Raw genomic sequence first — 19,238 nt, 5'->3', positions numbered from 1 at the left:
TAATGCCTTGAAAAACCTTCCCCTTAATCCCTCCTATGGTCATTTGATACTATCGCATGATAATGAGTTTCTTGCTTTTCGAACACGCACCCGCTTGCAGCCGGTAGACATAAATGCCACTTGCCAAGGCGCCGGAATCCCATTTCGACCTATGAATCCCAGCCGCAAGCTGCTGCTCCACGAGCGTGGCGACAGGCTGGCCCTTCAGATTAAAGACCTTCAGGGTGACGAACATCTCTTTCGCAAGCCTGAATTCTATGGTCGTGGAGGAATTGAAAGGATTGGGATAATTGCCTGCCAGGCCGAATTCCCAACCCTTTAGGGCCTCGGCAAAGCCATCCTCAGCCTTGGTGAGATGGCTGGTACCAATGGCAAACTGTCCTGTGACCGAAATGCCTCTGAAAGTGACAGAATCGCTGGTTGCAGCAGCGGCCTGGGCCAACGGTGTCCAATTGCCATCATCCTGGGCGGGACGATGAAGCAGTACCAGAGATTGGCGCTGTTTCTCATCATGAGGACCTGGCAGTTTTTTATACAGTGCGAAGGTGAAATCGGCGTTGAATGTTCCGGGACCATATTTCTCGAAAATCCAGTACTGGGTTGAATCGTAATAAATCAGCCCAACCGGAGAAGGACCCATCGGCACGCAGGTGAGTTCGCTGACAACCAGGGTATCGGTTTTGTTCTTGTCGTTCACCTTCAGACAAAGATTCGCCTCCTTGAATTTTACCGGACCAGCCGCATCAACGATCATCGTTTGACTTTTTCCTGACGAAACAGGGACGGTGGAAACGCGCCATGCCGCACCATGAATGGTCCCGTGGTTTTGATGAATCGTCTGATCCTTCACCGTAGGGCCATCCCCTTCATCAAAGTGCCAATGCGCTTGCAGATGGGCGGTATCCGAAGGATACTTGCAGTGCATATTCTCGCGAATTTCCTGCAAGGATAGCGCACGATTCCAAAGGGCCACTTCATCGATCAATCCGGTAAAATTATAACTGTTTTGCAGGCGGCCGATAAATACCGGTTTGCTGGAGGTCCGTAGCAGCCCTGAGATCGCCCGGCTTTTGTCCTGGACTCCGTTCCTATAGGCGCACAGCCTGTTACCATCATAGACAACAGCGATATGCACCCATTGATTCAGCGGGACCGGAGTCCCCTGGATGCCGTCCAGATGTCTGGTTTGGGCTCCTTCTTGCAGGACAATGCCACCGCTGGCTGAATGCTCATAGGGTTTTAATTGCAGCCAGTAATCGTACTCTCTGTCATCAGATTTTGCCAGGATCCTTTCCCAATCGCCGGAATCGAATTTTCTGAAAATCCAGGCACACAGAGTGAACTCGGTTTTAAAGGCAAGACTGCTGTCGTTGCCGCAATCGACATAATCATCTTTGCCGTCATACTCCAGGGCATATCCGGCGCACTGGTTACCGATTTTCATTCCTTGTTGCTGGATCCTTACTTCCCTCCTGCTGACACCACTTCCCATCATGCCGCTAGCATAAAGCGCTGCTTTGCGTGTCAGGGTAGACGTGTTGGCTGTCACGGCTACCATCACAGAACGGCTGCCCGAACCACTTGTCGGTAATGCAGTAATCCATTCGCCGTCGCTATAAATACTCCAATTGGTGTTCGAGGCGATATCCAATGTCTGGCTGCCAGCTTCCGGTCCAAAAGCAAGACTCCCTGGCGATACGGTGAAAAAGAGATTGCGGAACTGTGTAACCGTTATTGACCGGCTTATCCCGCCGCCGGATACCGTTATCGTGCCACTGCGATCGTTTCCTGTTTCATTCGCCGATACAGTCACGGTTACCGTAGTCGGATTCATTCCCATATAGCTTACCGGCGAAACGGTGATCCAGGAAGCGTCATCCACGATATGCCAGTTCAAGTTGGAAATCAAAGAAAATGAACTACTTTGAGCGCTGCTGCCCATGTCGAGATGGTCTGATGATACCGTCAGAATGGGAGCTTCCTGCAGGACCACAGCGGACCTGGTTATGCCCCCTCCTGAGACCATGATGGTACCGGATCGAGTAAGTTCCTGAGTGTTTGCAGACACACTTACTGTCGCGGTAGCAATGCCGGAACCGCTGGCCGGCGAGATAGACAGCCATATGGCATCGTCCGTCACGCTCCAGGTTGTATTGGAGTTGATCGCAAGTATAGGGCTGTCTCCAGCATAAGGCCCGAAGAATATGCTGTCCGGAGATATATCCAGGATCGGGGCAGCTCCGGATTGTGTGATCGAAATGGTCCTGATAATACTCCAGGCCGACACGGCGAACGTTCCGCTTCGAGGACTTGTCGATGTATTTGCAGTTATATTAACAGTTAGCGTAGTGTTGCCCGATCCGCTTGCCGGTGTTATGGAAATCCACGGGGAGAATGAAGTTACGATCCAGTCAATATTGCATTCGACCAAAACCGGGATGGTTATCGAGCCAGCAGCCAAAAACACATTCATGGGTGATACCACTAACCCGATGCCATCCTGAGTTACCATGATACTCACAGTGATGCCCCCACCAGACACGGTCACCGTCCCGATACGCGAACTGTTTAAAGGATTGTCCGTCACGGTCACTGTTACGGTGGCCTCGCCGGCGCCACTCGCGGGTGAAACTGTCAACCATGCCGTGTCATCACTCACGGTCCAGGGATAGCTGGTGTGGATCGAAATGGTCGAGCTGCCAGCGCGGGTGCCAAAATTCAGGTATGTCGGCGATACCGTGAGGGTTACGCCGCCTTGCATCAATGAAACGGTTGTAGTGATGCCGCCTCCTGCCAGGGTGAGGGTTGCGCTTCGCAAGTTGACTGAGCCATTGGCAGCTACGGTTACGGTCAGGGTGGCATCTCCTGTGCCGCTGGTTGGAGCAACGGTAACCCAGTCGGCGTCATCGCTCACGCTCCAGCTGACATTGGCCTGGAGTGCAATGCTCTTGCTCTCAGAACCGGAGCCAAATGCCAGACTCGTTGGTGAAGCGGACAAGATCACTCCAGCTTGCCTAACGGTAACCTGCCCGGAATAACCACCAGCTGATATCGTGATGATTCCGGTGCGCGAGCTGGTTGACGTGTTGGCGGTCACGGTTACTGTAACCACAGCGTTACCTGAGCCGCTGGTCGGTGAAACCGTAAGCCATGATGCATTATCCGTGACGCTCCAGCTGACGGGTGAAGTGATAGAATACGTCTGACTTCCAGCTGCGGGGCCAAAGTAAAGGTCTGCCTGTGCCAATATCGCAGGTGTGAGAGCCAGGATGAAACAGCATGCTGAAAGTACTTTTAGGGAGTTCATGGAATCACCTCCATTCTTTCGAGCTGTTTTTCGTTCGGTCGGGATATCTTTCCAACCGTGATCTTTCTTCCAGTCTCCTGCTCGATACGATTGCACATTCCGGATATACAGAACCTCTGGATGTACAAAAAAGGCATCATGTATCTATCCCATGGATATTTACATCATGCCTTTCCGTTCCTGCGATGACCGGCCTTATTGCGCCATTCTGTGGTCTCTTAAGTATAAATTAAAAGTCAATGCGAAACAAGAAGTTTGTGTTGTTTTAATAAAAGGTTCTATCCACCACGGTGTGGGTTAATAGCCTGTGGCTCTTCCCCCTACACCATTATTTAAGAAATAGCATTCGGATAGATTTAATAGATGATTCACTTTTCAATTGGCAAAGGTAAATTCCTGCGGGTACCATTCTCCCTGATTCGTCCGATCCGTCCCATTGCACGGATTGGTCACCAGGTCCCACCTCACCTTCCACCAGAGTCCTTTTCAACTCTCCCTTCAAATTGAATATTTTTAATGACACATAACTTTTTGACGGAAGGGTATATTTAATACGGGTGGTCGGATTGAACGGATTGGGGAAATTTCGCAGCGTAAATGCCTCCGGACTGGAATTCTGATTCCGGCTATATTCCACACCGACATTCGGCCCATCTTCGAGGATAGTCACAATCTGGTTTGCGCCCGTGGCTCCGACCTTTTGCCGGATGCCGGAAGGCCAATAGAGAATGAGGCTGTCGACGTTGGTATAGTCCTTCAGACCGAAGTGCAGCCTAGGCGTGCTTTGCGTAATGCCACTCTCACTGCAGGTTTTTTCCTGCATTTGCAGGGAACCACCGGCAAACACGATCACTCTGGTGCCGATACCGGACCGGTTGCTTTGCGTGCCGGTCAATTCAACATCCAGCCAATGACTGGAAGGATTGATGACCTCCAGGACATTCTCGTAATAAAACAATCGATGGGGGTCAAATTGCGCGGCAACCAGATCCATGTCGCCGTTGTTATCCATATCCGCGCACACGGCGTTGCCGCCATTGCTTCCAGAAGTAAATCCGGCCTCATCGGTAATGTCAATGAACCTGGTACCGCTGCTGATTTTAAAAAGATATTCCTTGCCATAGTGTTCTTTACTGTACAGATCCGGGTAGCCGTCGTTGTCGATATCGAAATAGGTGGAGCCGCGGTTGTTCCGCGGAATAGTCCCAGGAAAAAAACTATGGTCGAGATCAAAAAGGCCGTTTTGGTTGATCAGGAGACGCATGGAGGCATCCCTCGCCCCGAGCGTCAAATCCAGAAATCCGTTATTATCGATATCGCGCCAGGCGCAAGCCAGACCATCGTTGAATCCATCCAAAGCTGAAGGCTGGTTGGCATGCCAGAAGAGACCGCCGCAGCTGTTGGTATATAATACAGATTCTTGGATGTCATGGACATAGATATCGGGCCAGGAATCATTATTATAGTCCCCCCAAATGGCCGCTCTCGTGTAAGCGGGTCCGCTGATGCCTGCGGCAAACGTCACATCGCTGAAGGTACCATCCCCATTGTTATGATAAAGGATGTTCGCGCGATCTTCCGCGGTATTCGCGATCAGCAGATCGACCCAGCCGTCCCGGTCGTAATCCCCCCAGGTCGCCTGGTGAGAGGGGATAAGTAGTGTCACGGTGCAGGTTTCCCCAGCTATATTTTGGTCATCGGCTTTGATGACCTGTTTGTAAATTACTCATTCGTACTGCCGGAATCAAGCATATTCCCAACAACCGGGACCATATTTCCCTGAGGGTCAGTGACTTGAAAGAGCTGAATCCGTCCTGCAGCAGCACGCGTCCATCAACAAAAGGATTCAAGGCACAATCTTATGGGCAATCGAATAAAAAAAGCCTCCAGCCAAAATATCGGTGAGGCTTTTATCTGTGGGCCTGGTAGGTTTCGAACCTACAACCTGCGGATTATGAGTCCGTTGCTCTGCCGTTGAGCTACAGGCCCGCGAACCTTTAAAGATAAGCATTCGCTTTGACTTTTTCAAGCGGATTTATAAAACCACTCCCCTGCTGCCGCAACGAGTTTACCTTGATACCCGCCAAAAGCCGAATCCCAGCCGGGGGTAACCTTTACAACGAGAAGACTTGGGGTGAGAAAATGCCCGTAAAAACAGTTGTTTCATCCTATTCTCCAAAATGAAAAGCGTCCATCCAGGGCTATCAAGAAGCGAGTGCACCACACCCTGATCAAAAGGCTGCAGACGGATTGATACGCGTCTGCAATATCTGCCCTTCTCCCGATAGCTCTGAATAGCGAGAGTTCTCAATCCGTTCCGCAGGTGGTCAATAGGTTTCGCCGGACCTCCCGGTCATTTGCAGATACCGGCATTTTTTGATCCGGTAATCGGCCTTGGTCTCGGTCAGCTGATCGAGCGCCTGCTGCTGCAGGGCCTGCGCCTCGAGCAGGTCGGAGAGCGTGGTCAGGCCGTTCTGATAGCTGGTCTCATTGACCTTGAGGTTTTCCCCGGTCTGCAGCCGGGATTCTTCAGCCAGCAGTACCTGCTGATACGCATCGGCCAGATCCTGCCAGGCCTTTTCCAACTGCAGCAGCAGTAACCCGGTCTGATTCTCCATGGTATTTTCGGCGATCTTTTCGCGCAGACGGCGCTCCTCCAGCTCGGCCATTCCGCCAATCCAGTCCGAGATCGGGATCGACAGGGAGCCGAAAAAAATGCCCAACGTCCGCCGGCCGCTCTGGTCCAGATGGATGGCCATCGTTCGTGCGCCGATCCCCACCTGCGGCAGCAGCGCGCCTCTCTTCATCCGCGTTTGCAGTTTTTCCGCCCGGAGCGATTTTTCGAGGAGACGGTATTCATTCCGCCCTCTGAGCGCCTGATGCGGATCGATGAAGAGGGGATCCGGGGCCTCTACGGCCGGCCATTGATCCTGGAACGAGAGCGTCGAATCATAGGCGATGCCGATGTACTGGCAAAGCGACATGGCGGCGAGCTTGCGGCCGTGCTCCAGCCGGGATTGGTTGAGCTGCACCTCGCTGCGTTTGAGCTTGACCTTGAGCAGGTCGTTGCGCATCACCAAGCCCGAGGCATAGGCGGTCTCGACCTGCAGCTGCAGGTTATCGAGCAGGGCTTCGTAGTGCTTCAGGGTCGCGCGCTTCTCGTCGAGCGAAAGCATGCGAAAATATTGTTCGCTGGTGGAGAGCACGACCTCATCCCGGGTCAGTTCGCTTTTGTCCTCGACGGCGGCCTTGCCCAGCGCCGCCAGACGGTTGCCGTTGACGATCCGCCCGCCGGTGTACAGGGGCAGCAGGATATCGAGATATCCGATCTCTCCCTTTTGCAGCATGCTGGTGGTGCTGCTGGGAAAGTAGGCATACTGGGTGGGATGCAGGAGGTTGACGGGATTGCCGTCGTAGACCGGGAGATTGCCGCCGGGGGTGCGGAGCTCGAACAGGGCCTTGCTGGCGTCAAAATAGAGCCATCCGGCGCTGATATCGGGAAAGTAGCGCGTCAGGGCGGCAGCGCGGGCCTGGTCGGCGGCTGCGATCTCCAACCGGCTGTTTCGGATGTCGCTGTTTTTTTCCAGGGCTAGGCGGACACTCTCGGCGAGGGTGAGAGTCTTCTGGCCGTGGGCCGCGCTCAAAACCATCAGCGTGACGGCGCAGGAAAGAACCATCGTTTTCTTCATGAGGCAGCACTTTCTGTAACAGGGTGCACATCGTTGCGATGAAAATAGTAATAAAGCACGGGCAACACCAGCAGCGAGAGCGCCAGCGCGAATACGAGCCCGGAGCAGATGGCCGCAGCAGCCGGGCCCCACAAGGTGGAGCCGCTGAGGATCATCGGGATAACGCCGACTGCCGCAGCGGCCGAGGTGAGAAAGATCGGCCGCATCCGGCGCTTGCCTGCTGCCATCGCCGCCTCGGCAGCAGCAAGACCCTGTTCATGGCGCAGCTCGTCCGCGTAGGTCACAAAGATGACACCATTGCGGACTACAATGCCCATCAGGCCGATCACCCCGACGAACGCCGTCACCCCGAAGGGATAGCCGGTCAGGAATACGCCCACAGCCGCTCCGAAGACGCTCAACGGCAGTGTCATCATGATCAGCAGGGCTGATTTGACTCGCTTGTATTGCACCATCAAAATCAAAAAAATCAGGACAATGCTGGTCGCCAGCGAGTAGTAAAAGGGGGTCATATTCTCCAGGGTATCCTGATAGTCGCCGCCATAGGCGAGCGAAACCCCCTCCGGTAGGGCCAGCCGGTCGACCCGCGGTTTCAATCGGGTAAACACCTCGGCGGGATAGAGGCGGCGCGCCACTTCACAGCGCACCGTCAGGGTGCGCACCCCGTTGCGCCGGACGATTTCGGCCTCGCTCCAGCCCGGCTTCAAATCGGCAATCTGGCGCACGGGCACAGTCGTGGCCAGGTAGGGAGAGGTCACATGTTGGTCGAGGATCTCCTGCGGCGAGGATTTAACCTTCTTGTCGACCTTGACCTTTACGGTGACGGGATAATCCCCTTCCCACACCGTGCTTGCAGGAAAACCGCCCGTCCCGGTCATCAAGGAATAGGCGAGCAGGGGATTGGAATAGCCCAGGCGGGCGGCTTCATCGCGTTTGAGGATCAGCTCAGCAGTCGGCAGGGGTAGGCCATAATCGGTGCGGATGAATTCGGTCCCCTCGAGGCTCCGCATGATCTCCATCACGTTTTCCGCCGTCTTTTTCAGCACCGGGATGTCGTCGCCGGAAAGACGCACTTCGATAGGGGATTTCTGGATATCAAAAGCCAGCTGCTTCCATTTGATATCGGCCAGAGGAAACCGGTTATAGAGCTTTTCACTGTATTCATCCAGAACCTGGATGGTCGCCTCGTTGGAGGTGGTCAACACGACCATCTGGCCATAGTGCCGGGCCGGAAAGTTGGGCGAATAAAGGCTGTGGAACCGCGGCGAGCTGGCGCCGACGAAAGAGGTGACCAGTTCGATGCGTGGATCGGCGGCAAGGGTTGTCTCGAGTTCCTTCAACACGGTGTCGGTTTGCTGTAGGGAGCTGCCGGGCGGCAGAAAGACCTCCACCGCAAACTGGTTGCGTTCGATCTTGGGAAAGGACTGCTGCGGAATAGTCGCGAGCAAGGCGAGGCCGGCCAGAAGCGAAACCAGGCCGGTCCCCACGACCCATTTTTTATGGCGGAAGGCCGTATCGACCACCTGGTCATAAAAAGACTGCATGCGGTCGAGAAAGGTGCGTCCGCCACGCCGCGTCTTGCGATCCTTGATGCCGCTCCGGATCAGATGATAGCTCACCAGCGGAATAAGGCTGACGGCCACCAGCAGTGAGGCCAGCAAGGCGAAGGTGATCGTCGCCGGCAGGGAGCGCAGAAAATCCTCGCCGGTGCCGGACATGAAAAAGGGCATGGGCACGAAGCAGGAGATGATGACCAGCGTCGCCGAGAGGACCGAGCTGAAGAGCTCTGTCACCGATTTTGAGCCCGCATCGAAACGCGACATTCCGTGATCCAGCTTTTCGATATAGTTATCGATGACCACCATGGCATCATCCACGGTGATGCCGAGCACAAGGATCAGGCCGGCCAGCGAGACCGTCTGCAAATCGAGTCCCCAGATCCACATGATCCCCAGCGCGGTGAAAATGGAGGCCGGGATCGAGAGCGCCGCGATGCGCGCCACTCGCGCCGGCAGCAGCAACAGGGTGACGGCGATGACCGAGAGCATCGAGATGCCGAACTCTTTGAGGAAATTGCCGATCGACCGGGCGACCACATCGGGAATGTTGGAGATGGTATAGATCCGGACGTCCGGCGGCAAGGAGGCTGCAAACCGGGAGGTGACCTTGTTCACCTCGCGGCCGAAGGTGACGATATTCCGTCCCGGCTGCATCTCGAGCGAGACGATCAGACATTTATTGCCATTGACCCGGATATAGGAATCGGGCTCCTCATATTCCCGCACCACCCGAGCGACATCCTTGACGCGCAAGATCGTGCCGGCCGGATCTGAATAGACGATCTGGTTGGCGACGTCGTTCTCGCTGCTCATGGAGGAGGCGATGTGGATCGGCCGCGTAAGTTCGCCATCGTTGACCTCGCCGGCATAGGCGACCGAGGTGGGCGGCCTGAGGGCAGCGAGAACCTGAAGGGGTTTGATCCCGTAGCTTGCCAGCTTGGCATCCTCGAGGTAGACGCTGATCTGCTCGCGCTGCAGGCCGAAATGCTTGATCCGCGAGATCGAGGGGATCCTGCGGACCTCCTCTTCGTAGTGTTTGACAAAAATCTCGAGCTCTTTATAGCTCTTGGTCTCCGATTGTACGGCAAGGAGGAGCGCCGAGGTGTTGCCGAAATCATTATCGGCGGTCAGGGAAAGAACCCCTGCGGGAAGTTCCGCCTTCAGGCTATTGAGGCCATGCTGGAGTTTGGACCAAAAGTCAGCCAGCTCTTCCTCCGATCCATCGACGAAAACGTAGACGACCATCACGTCTTCGCGGGAAATAGAATAGGTCTTGGCGCGGTTGACCGTCTTGTATTGAAAGAGATGCTGCTCCACCCGGGCGGTCAACTGCGTCTCGACCTCTTCTGAGGAGGCGCCGGGATAGACGCCGACGATGATCCCGAGGGGCATGCGGAACTGGGGATACTCGTCGCGTGGCATCAGCACAAGGGCCGCCACGCCCAGAAGCATGGCGAGGAGGGCCACCAGAAAAATCACCTCCTGATACCGCAAGAGAAAGCCGATCAGAGTTCGTTTCGCGTTCGTCATGAGGCCTCCCCAGAACTCAGCGGCGGCTGATGTCAAGAGGCATCTGATCGGCCAGTTTATGCTGACCAGCGACCACAACCCATTCATCGGGATGGATCCCGCTGATGATTTCGATGCCCTCCTGCAGCAGCGCACCGGGGATCACTTCCCGACGCCGGGCCAAATTGTCCGTACCAGCCACATAGACATAGTGCCGGCCCGACTCGTCAATCAGAACCGCCCGGCCGGGAAGCACCAGCACGCGGCTGCGGCTGCTGTCGGCAAGAAGGACGTTGCAGATCATTCCGGGTTTGACTTGCAGACCTGGATTGGCAAAGCCGATGCGGACGGCATAGCTGTGGGCGAGGGGATCCGCGACCACGCCGATCTCCTCCACCAGGCCGCTGAATTCAGCCTCGCTGAGAGCGCCTACGCGGATTCGGGCCGTCTGCCCCTTGCTGACGCCGGCGATCTCATTCTCGGGGACCGCAATTCTGGCAAAGACCTTTTCGATCCGGACCAGGGTGATCGATGCAAGGTTGGGCAGCGCGGCCATCCCCGGATCGATCGACCGCCTGCCAACCATCCCGGAGACCGGCGCGATCAGGCGGCAGTCGTCGAGGTTCTTCCTGGAGATGGCCGCCGCGGAACGGGCTTTCTGCAGATTGGTTTCCGCTTCGATCCATTTGAACTCGGGCAGACCGCCGCTTTCGTACATCGGCCGCAAACGGTCGTGGGCATCTTCGGCCTGCTTCAAGGTCGCGAGCGCCATCTCGTAGCCATTTCGGCTGCTCTCTTCATTGAGCACGGCGAGCAGCTGGCCCTTACGCACCGCATCGCCCTCGGCCACCAGCACGCGGGCGACCGTGCCCACAGTGGCGAAGCTGAGCGGAATCGACTCGGCCGCCTCGATGGTACCACTGTAGCTCATCGCCTGGCGGACGCTGCGGATTCCAGGCTGCGCCGCCTCGACCCGGACGGCCCGCACGTTCCGGACGCCGTTGCTGGATTGTCCGTCACATCCGGCAAGCGCCAACATGGCGAGCAGCAGGCCCGCCTGTACGCGTCTTCTTTTCATTCCCTTCCTCTTTACCAGTTGATCTCAAATTCCATCCGCGATCAGCCCGGCCGCGATGTCACTTTGTCCGCTCTATTCGGTTTCGAGAGGATCGCGCTCTTGACGTTCTCGAATAGAAGCGGTGGAATATAGTATTTCCTCCACCCTCCTGCAATCATTTTTTGGATTGCTTTTTTAAGCCATTATCGCTATTCTATAACCGATTGCGGGGAATCGGATCAGAAATCATCAGCCAGGAGAATGTATGAGCCCACATAAAACGGGAGCCGCTGTGCTCCTCGGCACCCTGTTCGCGGTCCACGCGGCTTTCGCCGCCCTTCCCTTTCGTCCCGTCGGACGTATTGTCATGGGCATCACCTCCCCAGCTGCGCCGGAATTTTTCAAGACCGCGCATCTCTCGGGATTTATTGTCGGCGGCGGCATCGGCAAGGAACTGGGGGTGCGCAACGAGTTGACCCTTGAATTCGGCTATAGCAGTTTTTCCCTGGACGTTCAGGGGTATTTCAGCAGCCTCGGACTGACCGATCAAGAGGAGATCGAATCGTCCGCAACCGGCGGCGATGCCGGCATCAGCACCCTCTTCCTCCATTTCAAGTCCAAATTTCCACCACAGGGGGACAACCGTTTCGTCCCTTACCTCTTCGCGGAGGGGGGCCTCTTCCATTATCAGCAGGATGCGATCCGGTATTATGGGCCGATCGGCAAGGATCGGACCGAACCGGGGGCCAGTACCACGGCTCTCGGCGCCGGCCTTGGCATCGGCATGAATATCGCCATTGAGGAGCACTCCACCCTCTTCGCCGATATCGGCTTCAAAACCGGCTTTACGAAAGGCAACGCAACCTCCTTTTTCCCCTTCCGCTTCGGCGTGACCTTCCGCTGATAATGTTTTTAATAAAAGCCCGCAGGAGTGCGCTCCCGCGGGCTTTTTTTTGCCGGTGCACGAAACAGGCTTCAGCGGATCGTGGCGATTTTTTCAGCAGGGCGCATCACGTCATGGACCCGGACGATCTGCTCGGCGGCGACCTGGAGGGTTGCCGTCGCCCGCACATCGCGGGAGGAGGCAGCGATTAAAAGCCGGTAGGAGCCGGCTTCGGTTACCCAGGCACTACGGACTTGATCGAAAGAGGCCAGATCATAGGGAGAGAGGGTGAAGGTCACCTCTTGCGATTCGCCGGGCTGTAGCAGCCGCGTCTTGGCAAAAGCCTTGAGTTCCTGGGCCGGTTTGGCTAGGGTTTTGGCCGGGGCGCTGACGTAGAGCTGCACCGCCTCCTTGCCTGCTGCCTTGCCGGTATTCTTCACCGTGCAGGTCATCTTCCACCCCTGCGCCTCGGCGGCCACCACCGGTCTGGTGCAGGAAAAGGTGGTATAGGAGAGGCCGTACCCGAAGGGATAGGAAACCGGCTTTTTGAAGGTATCGAAAAAGCGATAGCCGACGTAGATATCCTCTTCGTAAAGAGTGTAATCGATATTGCGGCGGTCTTTGGTCTCCTTCTCCTTCCCCATCAAATCCGCCCACATCTCCTCCCGGCTCAGAGTCACCCGTGCCGGAAAGTTCTTCGATGAGGCGATATCGTCATAGAGGATCGGCCAGGTCATCGGCAGCCGGCCGGAGGGGGAGACCTTACCGCTGAGCACATCGGCGACGGCATGCCCCGCCTCCTGTCCGCCCTGCCAGGCCAGCAGGATGGCGTCCGGGAAGGCTTTCCACGAGGCGGTTTCGATCACACCGCCGACATTGAGGATGACGACCGTTTTCTTGCCCGCCTTGTGAAAGGCACGGGTCACCTCAGCGATCAGTCCGGACTCAGCTGCCGTCAGGAGAAAATCGCCCTCGAGTTTACGGTCCTCGAACTCGCCCGAGGTGCGCCCGATGGTGATGAAGGCGATGTCCGCCGCAGAAGCCGTCGCTGCCAGCAAGTCCGCCCCCGGCGCAAATTCCTCCGGCCGTTTTTTCGGCATGAAGGCGGCCAGGGGATTGCTCTTGTCCGGTTTGTTCTTCTCCTCCTCAAGCCGGAAAAAGGTCTCGTAGCTCTTTTTCAGGCCACCGTCGAGGGTATAACCTGCGTCCGTCAAGCCTTCGGCAAGAGAAACCGTGTAGGCCTCGTTGACGTCGCCACTGCCGGTCCCCCCCGAGATAAAATCGTAGGAGGTATTGCCGAAGGCGGCGATAGTTTTCACCTGCGGCGGCAGGGGCAACGTGTTGTTGTTCTTGAGCAGAACCATCCCATCCGCGGCCGCCTGACGGGCGACGAGGGCATGGGCCTTGAGATCCGGGGCATTGGAGAAGGCATAGTTTCTGAAGCGCGGGGATTCGAGGATCAACTGCAGCACCTTACGGACGCAGGTATCCACCGCCTGACCGTCCAGTTTCTTTTCGATTTGGGCGGAGAGAATGGCGATCGCCTGATCGGCGCGGCCGGGCATGAGCAGATCGTTGCCCGCCTGGATCTGTTCCGGGGCGCTCTTGCCGCCGTACCAGTCGCTCATCACAGTGCCCTTGAAGCCCCACTCCCCGCGCAGGATATCGGTGAGCAGCGGCCGGCTTTGTGAAGTATAGGTGCCGTTGATCAGGTTGTAGGAGCTCATCACCGTCCAGGGCTGGGCGTCGCGGACCGCGATCTCGAAGCCCTTGAGATAGATCTCACGCAGTGCCCGCGTGGTCATACGCGCGTCGTTGCCGGTGCGCATCGTCTCCTGATTATTGGCAGCGAAGTGCTTGATGGAGGTGCCGACGCCATTGCTCTGGACTCCGGTGATCATGGCGGCCGCGATCTTGCCGGTGAGGAGAGGGTCTTCGGAGTAATACTCAAAATTGCGGCCGCAGAGGGGATTGCGATGGATATTGAGGGCCGGCCCGAGCAGGACATCGACGCCGTATTCCAGCACCTCCTTGCCCATGGTCTCGCCGACCTTCTCGACCAGCCCGGCGTCAAAGGTGGAGGCCAGCATGGTGGCCACCGGAAAGGCGGTGCAGTAATAGGTTTTCTCATCCTTGTCGCGATGGGGGGCTATGCGCAGGCCGGCCGGGCCGTCGGCCAGGACAATGGCCGGGATCCCGAGGCGGGGGATCGGCTGGGTGGTGCCGGCCGCGCCGGGGACGTTATGGTAGATCTTGCCGACAGCGACGCCGGCGAAATTGCCCGCCATTCCGCCGCCCACGAGCAGCTGAACCTTTTCCGCCGGGGTCATGGCGGCGATGACTTCATCGAGGCTCGCCTGGCCCAATTGGGGCGGGGTTTGTGAAAACAAAACAGATGCAGCGAGTAATATCACGATACTTGCACATCGTCTGGACATGGCACCTCCTTTTTCGGAATGGACCGGGGCACGGCGTCATTCTGGTCTGGCTTCATCGCGGCCGCACCTGGCTGCGTTTGAAATCCTTGACCAGCCGGACGCCGTCATCATGGTTGGGATCATAGTCATTGAGGTTGGAGACAATCACTTCGCCGCTCGAATTCTCCCAGTGGAATTTCCAGCCGTCGGGGCGGATTTCGGTCTCGCCGGTATAGGGATTGACATAATCCTCCTGGCCGGTGATCAGGAGATAGTCCTCACGGCGGATCTCGGCGTTGGTCTGCTGACGGTGTTCGACGATCTGCCGGTCTGCATCCTGGAGATAGCGCTGAGTCGCTTGGGCGTTGCGGGTCCGCTCGGCCGTAGCGCGTGCTGCGGCCGCCAGCCATTGGGGATCAAAGCGGGCGGAGTTGTAGATCATCGAGCCGACCTTTTCCCAAGCCGCAAAATCAGCCAGCGGGGCCCGGGCGCAAACGGTCTCCTTGTTCTGCCACATCCCGGCTGCAATCTGCCCCAGGTTCTCGATGACACAGGACATTTGCTCCTTGTAAAGGACGCCCCCCTGGCTGTAGCGAACAGTCAGGCGCACCGCATCATAGGAGGCTCCGGGCACGACGGCCTGACGGCGGTATTTGGCGACCACCTTGGGCAGGGGATCCCGGGAGAGCACCTGAAAGCCGGTCGCATCGGGACGCAGCTGGGGGAATATGAAGCGGAGGAGAAAATCGGCGGCACCCGGGCATGGGGCGACCATCATGCCGTTGTAGTAGGAGCCCTGCGGGAAAAGCCCCATCTGGCCCGCTGGGCTGTACCGGGTATCGCAGTACCAGTAATCCGGTAGCCAGTGAATCATCACCGTACCGGCCTGATCCTTTTTAACGAGGAAATTTCCCTTGGGCCCGACCGAGTTGGCATAGCCATTGGTGGCATTGGGGTCGACGTAAAAGATGCCGCCCTGCGAAATCCAGCCCTTGGGCATGAGCAGGGTGAAGGCACCCTCATTGGGTTCCTTGACCCGGACAAAAATCAACGGATCGGGGACAGGTGAAGCGGGCTGTTTTTGCGGAGGTACGGGGGTGGCACCCTCTGTTGACGACAGCAGGCCGAGAATCAGGCAGAGAATTGAAATGAAGCTGGTCATTTTCTCCTCCTTACGGGACCACCGGATAGAACAACGTGATGCCCCACAAGTACAGCCGGGCAGCCAGTTTTGCTGCACGATATGAAGAGAGGGATACTGGAGCTTGCTTTTAGCCCGGCCGCTCCGTATCTTGTGGGCAGAATCTCTGCGATGCCACGCAAAGGTCGGGAGGACCAGGATGAAAAGATACCGTGACAAGAGTCCGGAGGAGGTGATGAAGATGGTCACCACCGAACTCATCGCGCGCGCCATCAAGCTCGGGCGCAAGAAAGGGCGGACCGTTTTTATCAGCAAGAGCTCGGGCGGGAAGGGCGTCGACGTCAACACCTTGAATCCGGCCACCGCTGAAGGCCGGCAGAATCTTGCAGCTTTTCTCACCCCGATCAAGCACCATTATACCATCAGCGGATTGGGAGCGCCGGAAGAAAAGAACGCCATCAATTGGCGCGTGCTCAACGTACCGCTGGGACGCCGCGTCCTGCTCTTCCTGCAGGTGGCGCTGTCGATGCTGCTCAAAGGGTCGCCTTTCAAGAACCGCTTTTACCGCTGGATGGGTGCGCATATCGGCCGTAATACAGAGATCATGATCTTCGTCTGGCTCGATCATTTCCGGCCTGAGCTGATCTTCATCGGCGACAACACCCTCATCGGCGCCTTTTCGCGCCTCACCGTCCACGCCTATGAGGGCTGCGGCCGTTTCCGTTTCGGGTTGGTGGAGATTGGCTCGCACTGCACCCTCGGGGCCGGCACCGGGCTGGGGGTGATCAAGCTTGAAGACCACGTGCGCACTCTGCCCGGGGCCACCCTTTCGCCCTACCTGGTCAGGGTCAAGGCGGGCTCGGTTGTCGGATGGGATCCGCCTCAGGTGCAGGAGCCGCAGGAGAAAACGCCTTCCTGAACAAGCGGCGATACCGCTTCGCACGCGCCCTGAGCCGCTTATTGTGCGGGCAAGCCAACCGTCTGCGAAAGCAGGATTTTTTGGTGCGGCTCGAGCTTCAGGGCCGCCGCCAGGGCTTCCCGCCCGACCATGCCGCGCACCACGGTATTCAACCCCGCCGAGGCACAGTACAAATAGACGTTTTCGGCGATAAAGCCGCAGTCCGCCCCGAGGAAGAGGGCGCTGTCATCGCCGGGTTTGACACCAGCTTTTTGGGTGTCGGCTACATAGACGATGTTGAGCGGTGCTTTCACGACGAAATCCTGCATTCCGGTCAACTTGCGCACATCCTCGCTGCTGACCCGCTGCAGGGCGTGCGCAGCGGCATCGTAGAGGTAGACGCCGTCGGCCATCGCCAGGTAAAGGCTGATCTCCTGCCAGTTGCGGGCGGAGGGGGCGGTGCGCCGGCCGTCGGCGCGGTTGACGCCAAAGGCCGCCCAGAGCAGGTCCGAGAGGGTCTGCTCGGGCAATTTCTGCTCGCTAAAGCTGCGCGTGGAGTGACGTTCGTTGAGGGCCTGCATCAGCGGTTTGCCGCCGGTCCTGTCGGGAGCGGGGAGTTTTTTGATGAGGGGAGACTCTTGCTGGCCGAAGGACAAGGAAACCAGTATGGAGAGTAAGACTGCGGGAATAAAGCGGAGTAATTTCATAAAAACCTCCTTTTTCAATACATGGTACAATAAAAATATTCATCCTCTTTGTCATTTACAAGTGCTTTATTACGGGATTTATCCGGCAAATGTGATTAAAATGACAAAATATATTTGACAGGAGGGCGATATTTGATTATATTACACTAGTTGACCTTCATAAAGGTCCATTTGCAGACGAAAAGGCTCCGGTTTCAGTACATTAGACGCCCCGATCCATCTTCGGTCCCCCTCATCACCCCCATTCAGCCTGATCTTCTGACGAACACCAACCCCGATCGAAGTTTCCGCAGAGTTTCGGCCGGTGACAAGCGGCGCCGGCCGGCTTGATTACCGTTTCGAGGTCAAGAAGTGGCATTGGCGGTGGAGGGAAGGGTATGATTGAGCATCCTTTGAATCAGTTTCACACTCATCCTGGTGATAAAGTATTCCATAATCAGCCGATTTCCACCGAGTTGTTCGAAGGCACCGATCAGGAGTTGTATGAAGCTTATCTGCGCTATCGTTTCTTATTCGAATTTTCCCGATTGATCGCTTCCCGATCCTCTATCGACGATATCCTCGACACCCTTCTAGATGAACTCATCACATTGATCAATTCGGAGCGCGGCCTCGTGATCGTGTTGAACCCTGCCGGTAACATCCTCTATACAAAAACCCGCAGCTTGCAGATCATACCGGATAATAAATCCGAATCCAGCATTCCCTGGTCCCTTATTCATCACGTCCGTAAAAGCAGAAATGCAGAGTACTTGCAATGCGACAGGACCATGGAGCACCATAAAGCATTGCCAGGCATGCAAGGGCAGTGGACTGGTCCTGCCGCCTGCCTGCCGATCCTGCTCGGATCCTCCTGTATCGGCATCCTGTATACAGATAATCGGTCGTGTGGAGCGAAGTTTATCCAGAGCAGCCCTGCCATTCTGCAGGATTTTGCATCCCTGATCGCTCCGCCCTTGGCCCGGTCGTTGCAGGAGAAGGAACTGGGCGTTCAAGTCCGGGACAGCCAGCATCATCCGCGCATGCTCTCAGCCGATCCCTCCATCATTGGTACCAGCCCACAGATAGAAAAGGTGCGTAAATTCATCGATCAGGTTGCGGACACACCTGCCACGGTTATCCTCGAGGGCGAAAGCGGCACGGGGAAGGAAGTGGTAGCCAGAGCGTTGCATGATCACAGCCGCCGCCGGGACAAGCCCTTCGTCTCGCTCAATTGTGGTGCCCTCACAGAAACCCTGCTGGAATCCGAGCTCTTCGGACATATCAAAGGTGCCTTCACCGGAGCGGTGCAAAACAAAAAGGGCTGGTTTGAAACCGCCAACGGCGGCACCATTTTTTTCGATGAAATCGGCGAAATGAGTCCTGGGCTGCAAGTCAAACTGCTGCGTATCCTGCAGACGGGAGAGTATTCCCCGGTCGGAAGTAACGAAATTAAAAAGAGCGACGTGCGGATTATCGTCGCCACCAACAAACATCTGGAAAGCTTGGTCAAACAGGGGGCCTTCCGTTCGGACCTTTTCTATCGGCTGAATATCCTTTATCTTTATCTTCCACCGCTGCGTGAGCGACGGGAGGATATCCTCCTTCTGGCCCAACACTATCTTAAAAGCTACCGCAAGCAGCTCGGGAAGCCCCCCCTGCCCATCAGTCTGGCGGTGCAGGAGTTGCTATGGAACCATGACTTTCCCGGGAATATCCGGGAACTGCAGAATTTGATGCAGCGCGCCGCCGTCATGGCTGAAGGAGTTGAAGTCCAGCTGCATCATCTGCCGGAATCCTTGGTTCCTGAGGATTGTACCGGCAAAGGCCGATCGGCCAACGGTTTTGCCCTGGTTAAAAGAGCGGTCGTTGAGCGTTTCGAACGGGACTATGTAGAGACGACCCTTGAGCGAGCTCATGGCGTGGTCGCCCAAGCGGCCCGGATCGCCGGCATCGATCCCAAGAATTTTTATCAAAAGATGCAAAAGTACCGCATCAGATCACCCCGCTGGTGAATTTGCCATGGATCATGGTATTCTTACCATGATCTGATCACTACGCTGTGCTGTATCCCCCCTAGTGGTTTCCACCT

At 56.5% G+C, this 19,238-nt stretch carries 11 protein-coding genes and 1 tRNA gene; 3 read left to right on the top strand and 9 right to left on the bottom strand.

Annotation, left to right across the window (positions count from 1 at the left end; translation table 11 throughout):
- Positions 1–49: 49 nt before the first annotated feature.
- The 6 genes from PLH32_12015 to PLH32_11990 form a co-directional block, all read right to left on the bottom strand.
- Positions 50–3,307, bottom strand: coding sequence for a BACON domain-containing carbohydrate-binding protein (locus PLH32_12015; GenBank protein HQJ65330.1), 3,258 nt, complete (start codon positions 3,305–3,307; stop codon positions 50–52).
- Positions 3,308–3,635: 328 nt separating this feature from the next.
- The gene (locus PLH32_12010) at positions 3,636–4,973 is read right to left on the bottom strand and encodes an FG-GAP-like repeat-containing protein (GenBank protein HQJ65329.1); all 1,338 of its coding nucleotides are present in this window, start codon (positions 4,971–4,973) and stop codon (positions 3,636–3,638) included.
- Positions 4,974–5,224: 251 nt separating this feature from the next.
- Positions 5,225–5,296, bottom strand: a tRNA-Ile gene (locus tag PLH32_12005).
- A gap of 338 nt (positions 5,297–5,634) precedes the next feature.
- A complete protein-coding gene (locus tag PLH32_12000) occupies positions 5,635–6,996 on the bottom strand; it encodes a TolC family protein (GenBank protein ID HQJ65328.1) in 1,362 nt (453 codons plus the stop codon).
- Entirely contained in the window at positions 6,993–10,085 is a 3,093-nt protein-coding gene (locus PLH32_11995) for an efflux RND transporter permease subunit (GenBank protein ID HQJ65327.1), read from the bottom strand. Before PLH32_11995 ends, PLH32_12000 begins: the two co-directional genes overlap by 4 nt.
- A gap of 16 nt (positions 10,086–10,101) precedes the next feature.
- Positions 10,102–11,142, bottom strand: a complete 1,041-nt coding sequence (locus PLH32_11990) for an efflux RND transporter periplasmic adaptor subunit (GenBank protein HQJ65326.1) — start codon at positions 11,140–11,142, stop codon at positions 10,102–10,104.
- A gap of 244 nt (positions 11,143–11,386) precedes the next feature.
- Between PLH32_11990 and PLH32_11985 the strand changes: the two genes are divergently transcribed.
- Positions 11,387–12,025, top strand: coding sequence for a hypothetical protein (locus PLH32_11985; protein ID HQJ65325.1), 639 nt, complete (start codon positions 11,387–11,389; stop codon positions 12,023–12,025).
- A 71-nt stretch (positions 12,026–12,096) separates the two neighbouring features.
- On the opposite strand, the gene PLH32_11980 is transcribed toward PLH32_11985, so the two are convergent.
- Both PLH32_11980 and PLH32_11975 read right to left on the bottom strand, forming a co-directional pair.
- Entirely contained in the window at positions 12,097–14,442 is a 2,346-nt protein-coding gene (locus PLH32_11980) for a beta-glucosidase (protein ID HQJ65324.1), read from the bottom strand.
- Positions 14,443–14,494: 52 nt separating this feature from the next.
- Positions 14,495–15,583 carry a hypothetical protein gene (locus PLH32_11975; protein HQJ65323.1) on the bottom strand — a complete coding sequence of 363 codons (1,089 nt, stop codon included), beginning with the start codon at positions 15,581–15,583 and terminating at the stop codon, positions 14,495–14,497.
- A 178-nt stretch (positions 15,584–15,761) separates the two neighbouring features.
- On the opposite strand from PLH32_11975, the gene PLH32_11970 reads away from it, so the two are divergent.
- Positions 15,762–16,481, top strand: coding sequence for a hypothetical protein (locus tag PLH32_11970; protein HQJ65322.1), 720 nt, complete (start codon positions 15,762–15,764; stop codon positions 16,479–16,481).
- Positions 16,482–16,519: 38 nt separating this feature from the next.
- Here PLH32_11970 and PLH32_11965 read toward each other — a convergent pair whose 3' ends face one another.
- Positions 16,520–17,167 carry a SagB/ThcOx family dehydrogenase gene (locus PLH32_11965; GenBank protein HQJ65321.1) on the bottom strand — a complete coding sequence of 216 codons (648 nt, stop codon included), beginning with the start codon at positions 17,165–17,167 and terminating at the stop codon, positions 16,520–16,522.
- A gap of 377 nt (positions 17,168–17,544) precedes the next feature.
- On the opposite strand from PLH32_11965, the gene PLH32_11960 reads away from it, so the two are divergent.
- Complete coding sequence (locus PLH32_11960; protein HQJ65320.1) at positions 17,545–19,161, top strand: sigma-54-dependent Fis family transcriptional regulator; 1,617 nt, start codon at positions 17,545–17,547, stop codon at positions 19,159–19,161.
- Positions 19,162–19,238: the final 77 nt, after the last annotated feature.

Source organism: bacterium (genome assembly GCA_035419245.1).
In the GTDB taxonomy this organism is placed as follows: domain Bacteria; phylum Zhuqueibacterota; class Zhuqueibacteria; order Residuimicrobiales; family Residuimicrobiaceae; genus JAKPUX01.
Note: the sequence above shows the minus strand (reverse complement) of the source record. Positions and strands in the feature narration are given on the sequence as shown.

Coding starts and splice junctions, on each gene's coding strand:
- PLH32_11970 (HQJ65322.1), top strand. CDS start 15,762: ATGAAAAGATACCGTGACAAGAGTCCGGAGGAGGTGATGAAGATGGTC.
- PLH32_12015 (HQJ65330.1), bottom strand. CDS start 3,307: ATGAACTCCCTAAAAGTACTTTCAGCATGCTGTTTCATCCTGGCTCTC.
- PLH32_12000 (HQJ65328.1), bottom strand. CDS start 6,996: ATGAAGAAAACGATGGTTCTTTCCTGCGCCGTCACGCTGATGGTTTTG.
- PLH32_11980 (HQJ65324.1), bottom strand. CDS start 14,442: ATGTCCAGACGATGTGCAAGTATCGTGATATTACTCGCTGCATCTGTT.
- PLH32_11960 (HQJ65320.1), top strand. CDS start 17,545: ATGATTGAGCATCCTTTGAATCAGTTTCACACTCATCCTGGTGATAAA.
- PLH32_11975 (HQJ65323.1), bottom strand. CDS start 15,583: ATGACCAGCTTCATTTCAATTCTCTGCCTGATTCTCGGCCTGCTGTCG.
- PLH32_11965 (HQJ65321.1), bottom strand. CDS start 17,167: ATGAAATTACTCCGCTTTATTCCCGCAGTCTTACTCTCCATACTGGTT.
- PLH32_11985 (HQJ65325.1), top strand. CDS start 11,387: ATGAGCCCACATAAAACGGGAGCCGCTGTGCTCCTCGGCACCCTGTTC.
- PLH32_11990 (HQJ65326.1), bottom strand. CDS start 11,142: ATGAAAAGAAGACGCGTACAGGCGGGCCTGCTGCTCGCCATGTTGGCG.
- PLH32_11995 (HQJ65327.1), bottom strand. CDS start 10,085: ATGACGAACGCGAAACGAACTCTGATCGGCTTTCTCTTGCGGTATCAG.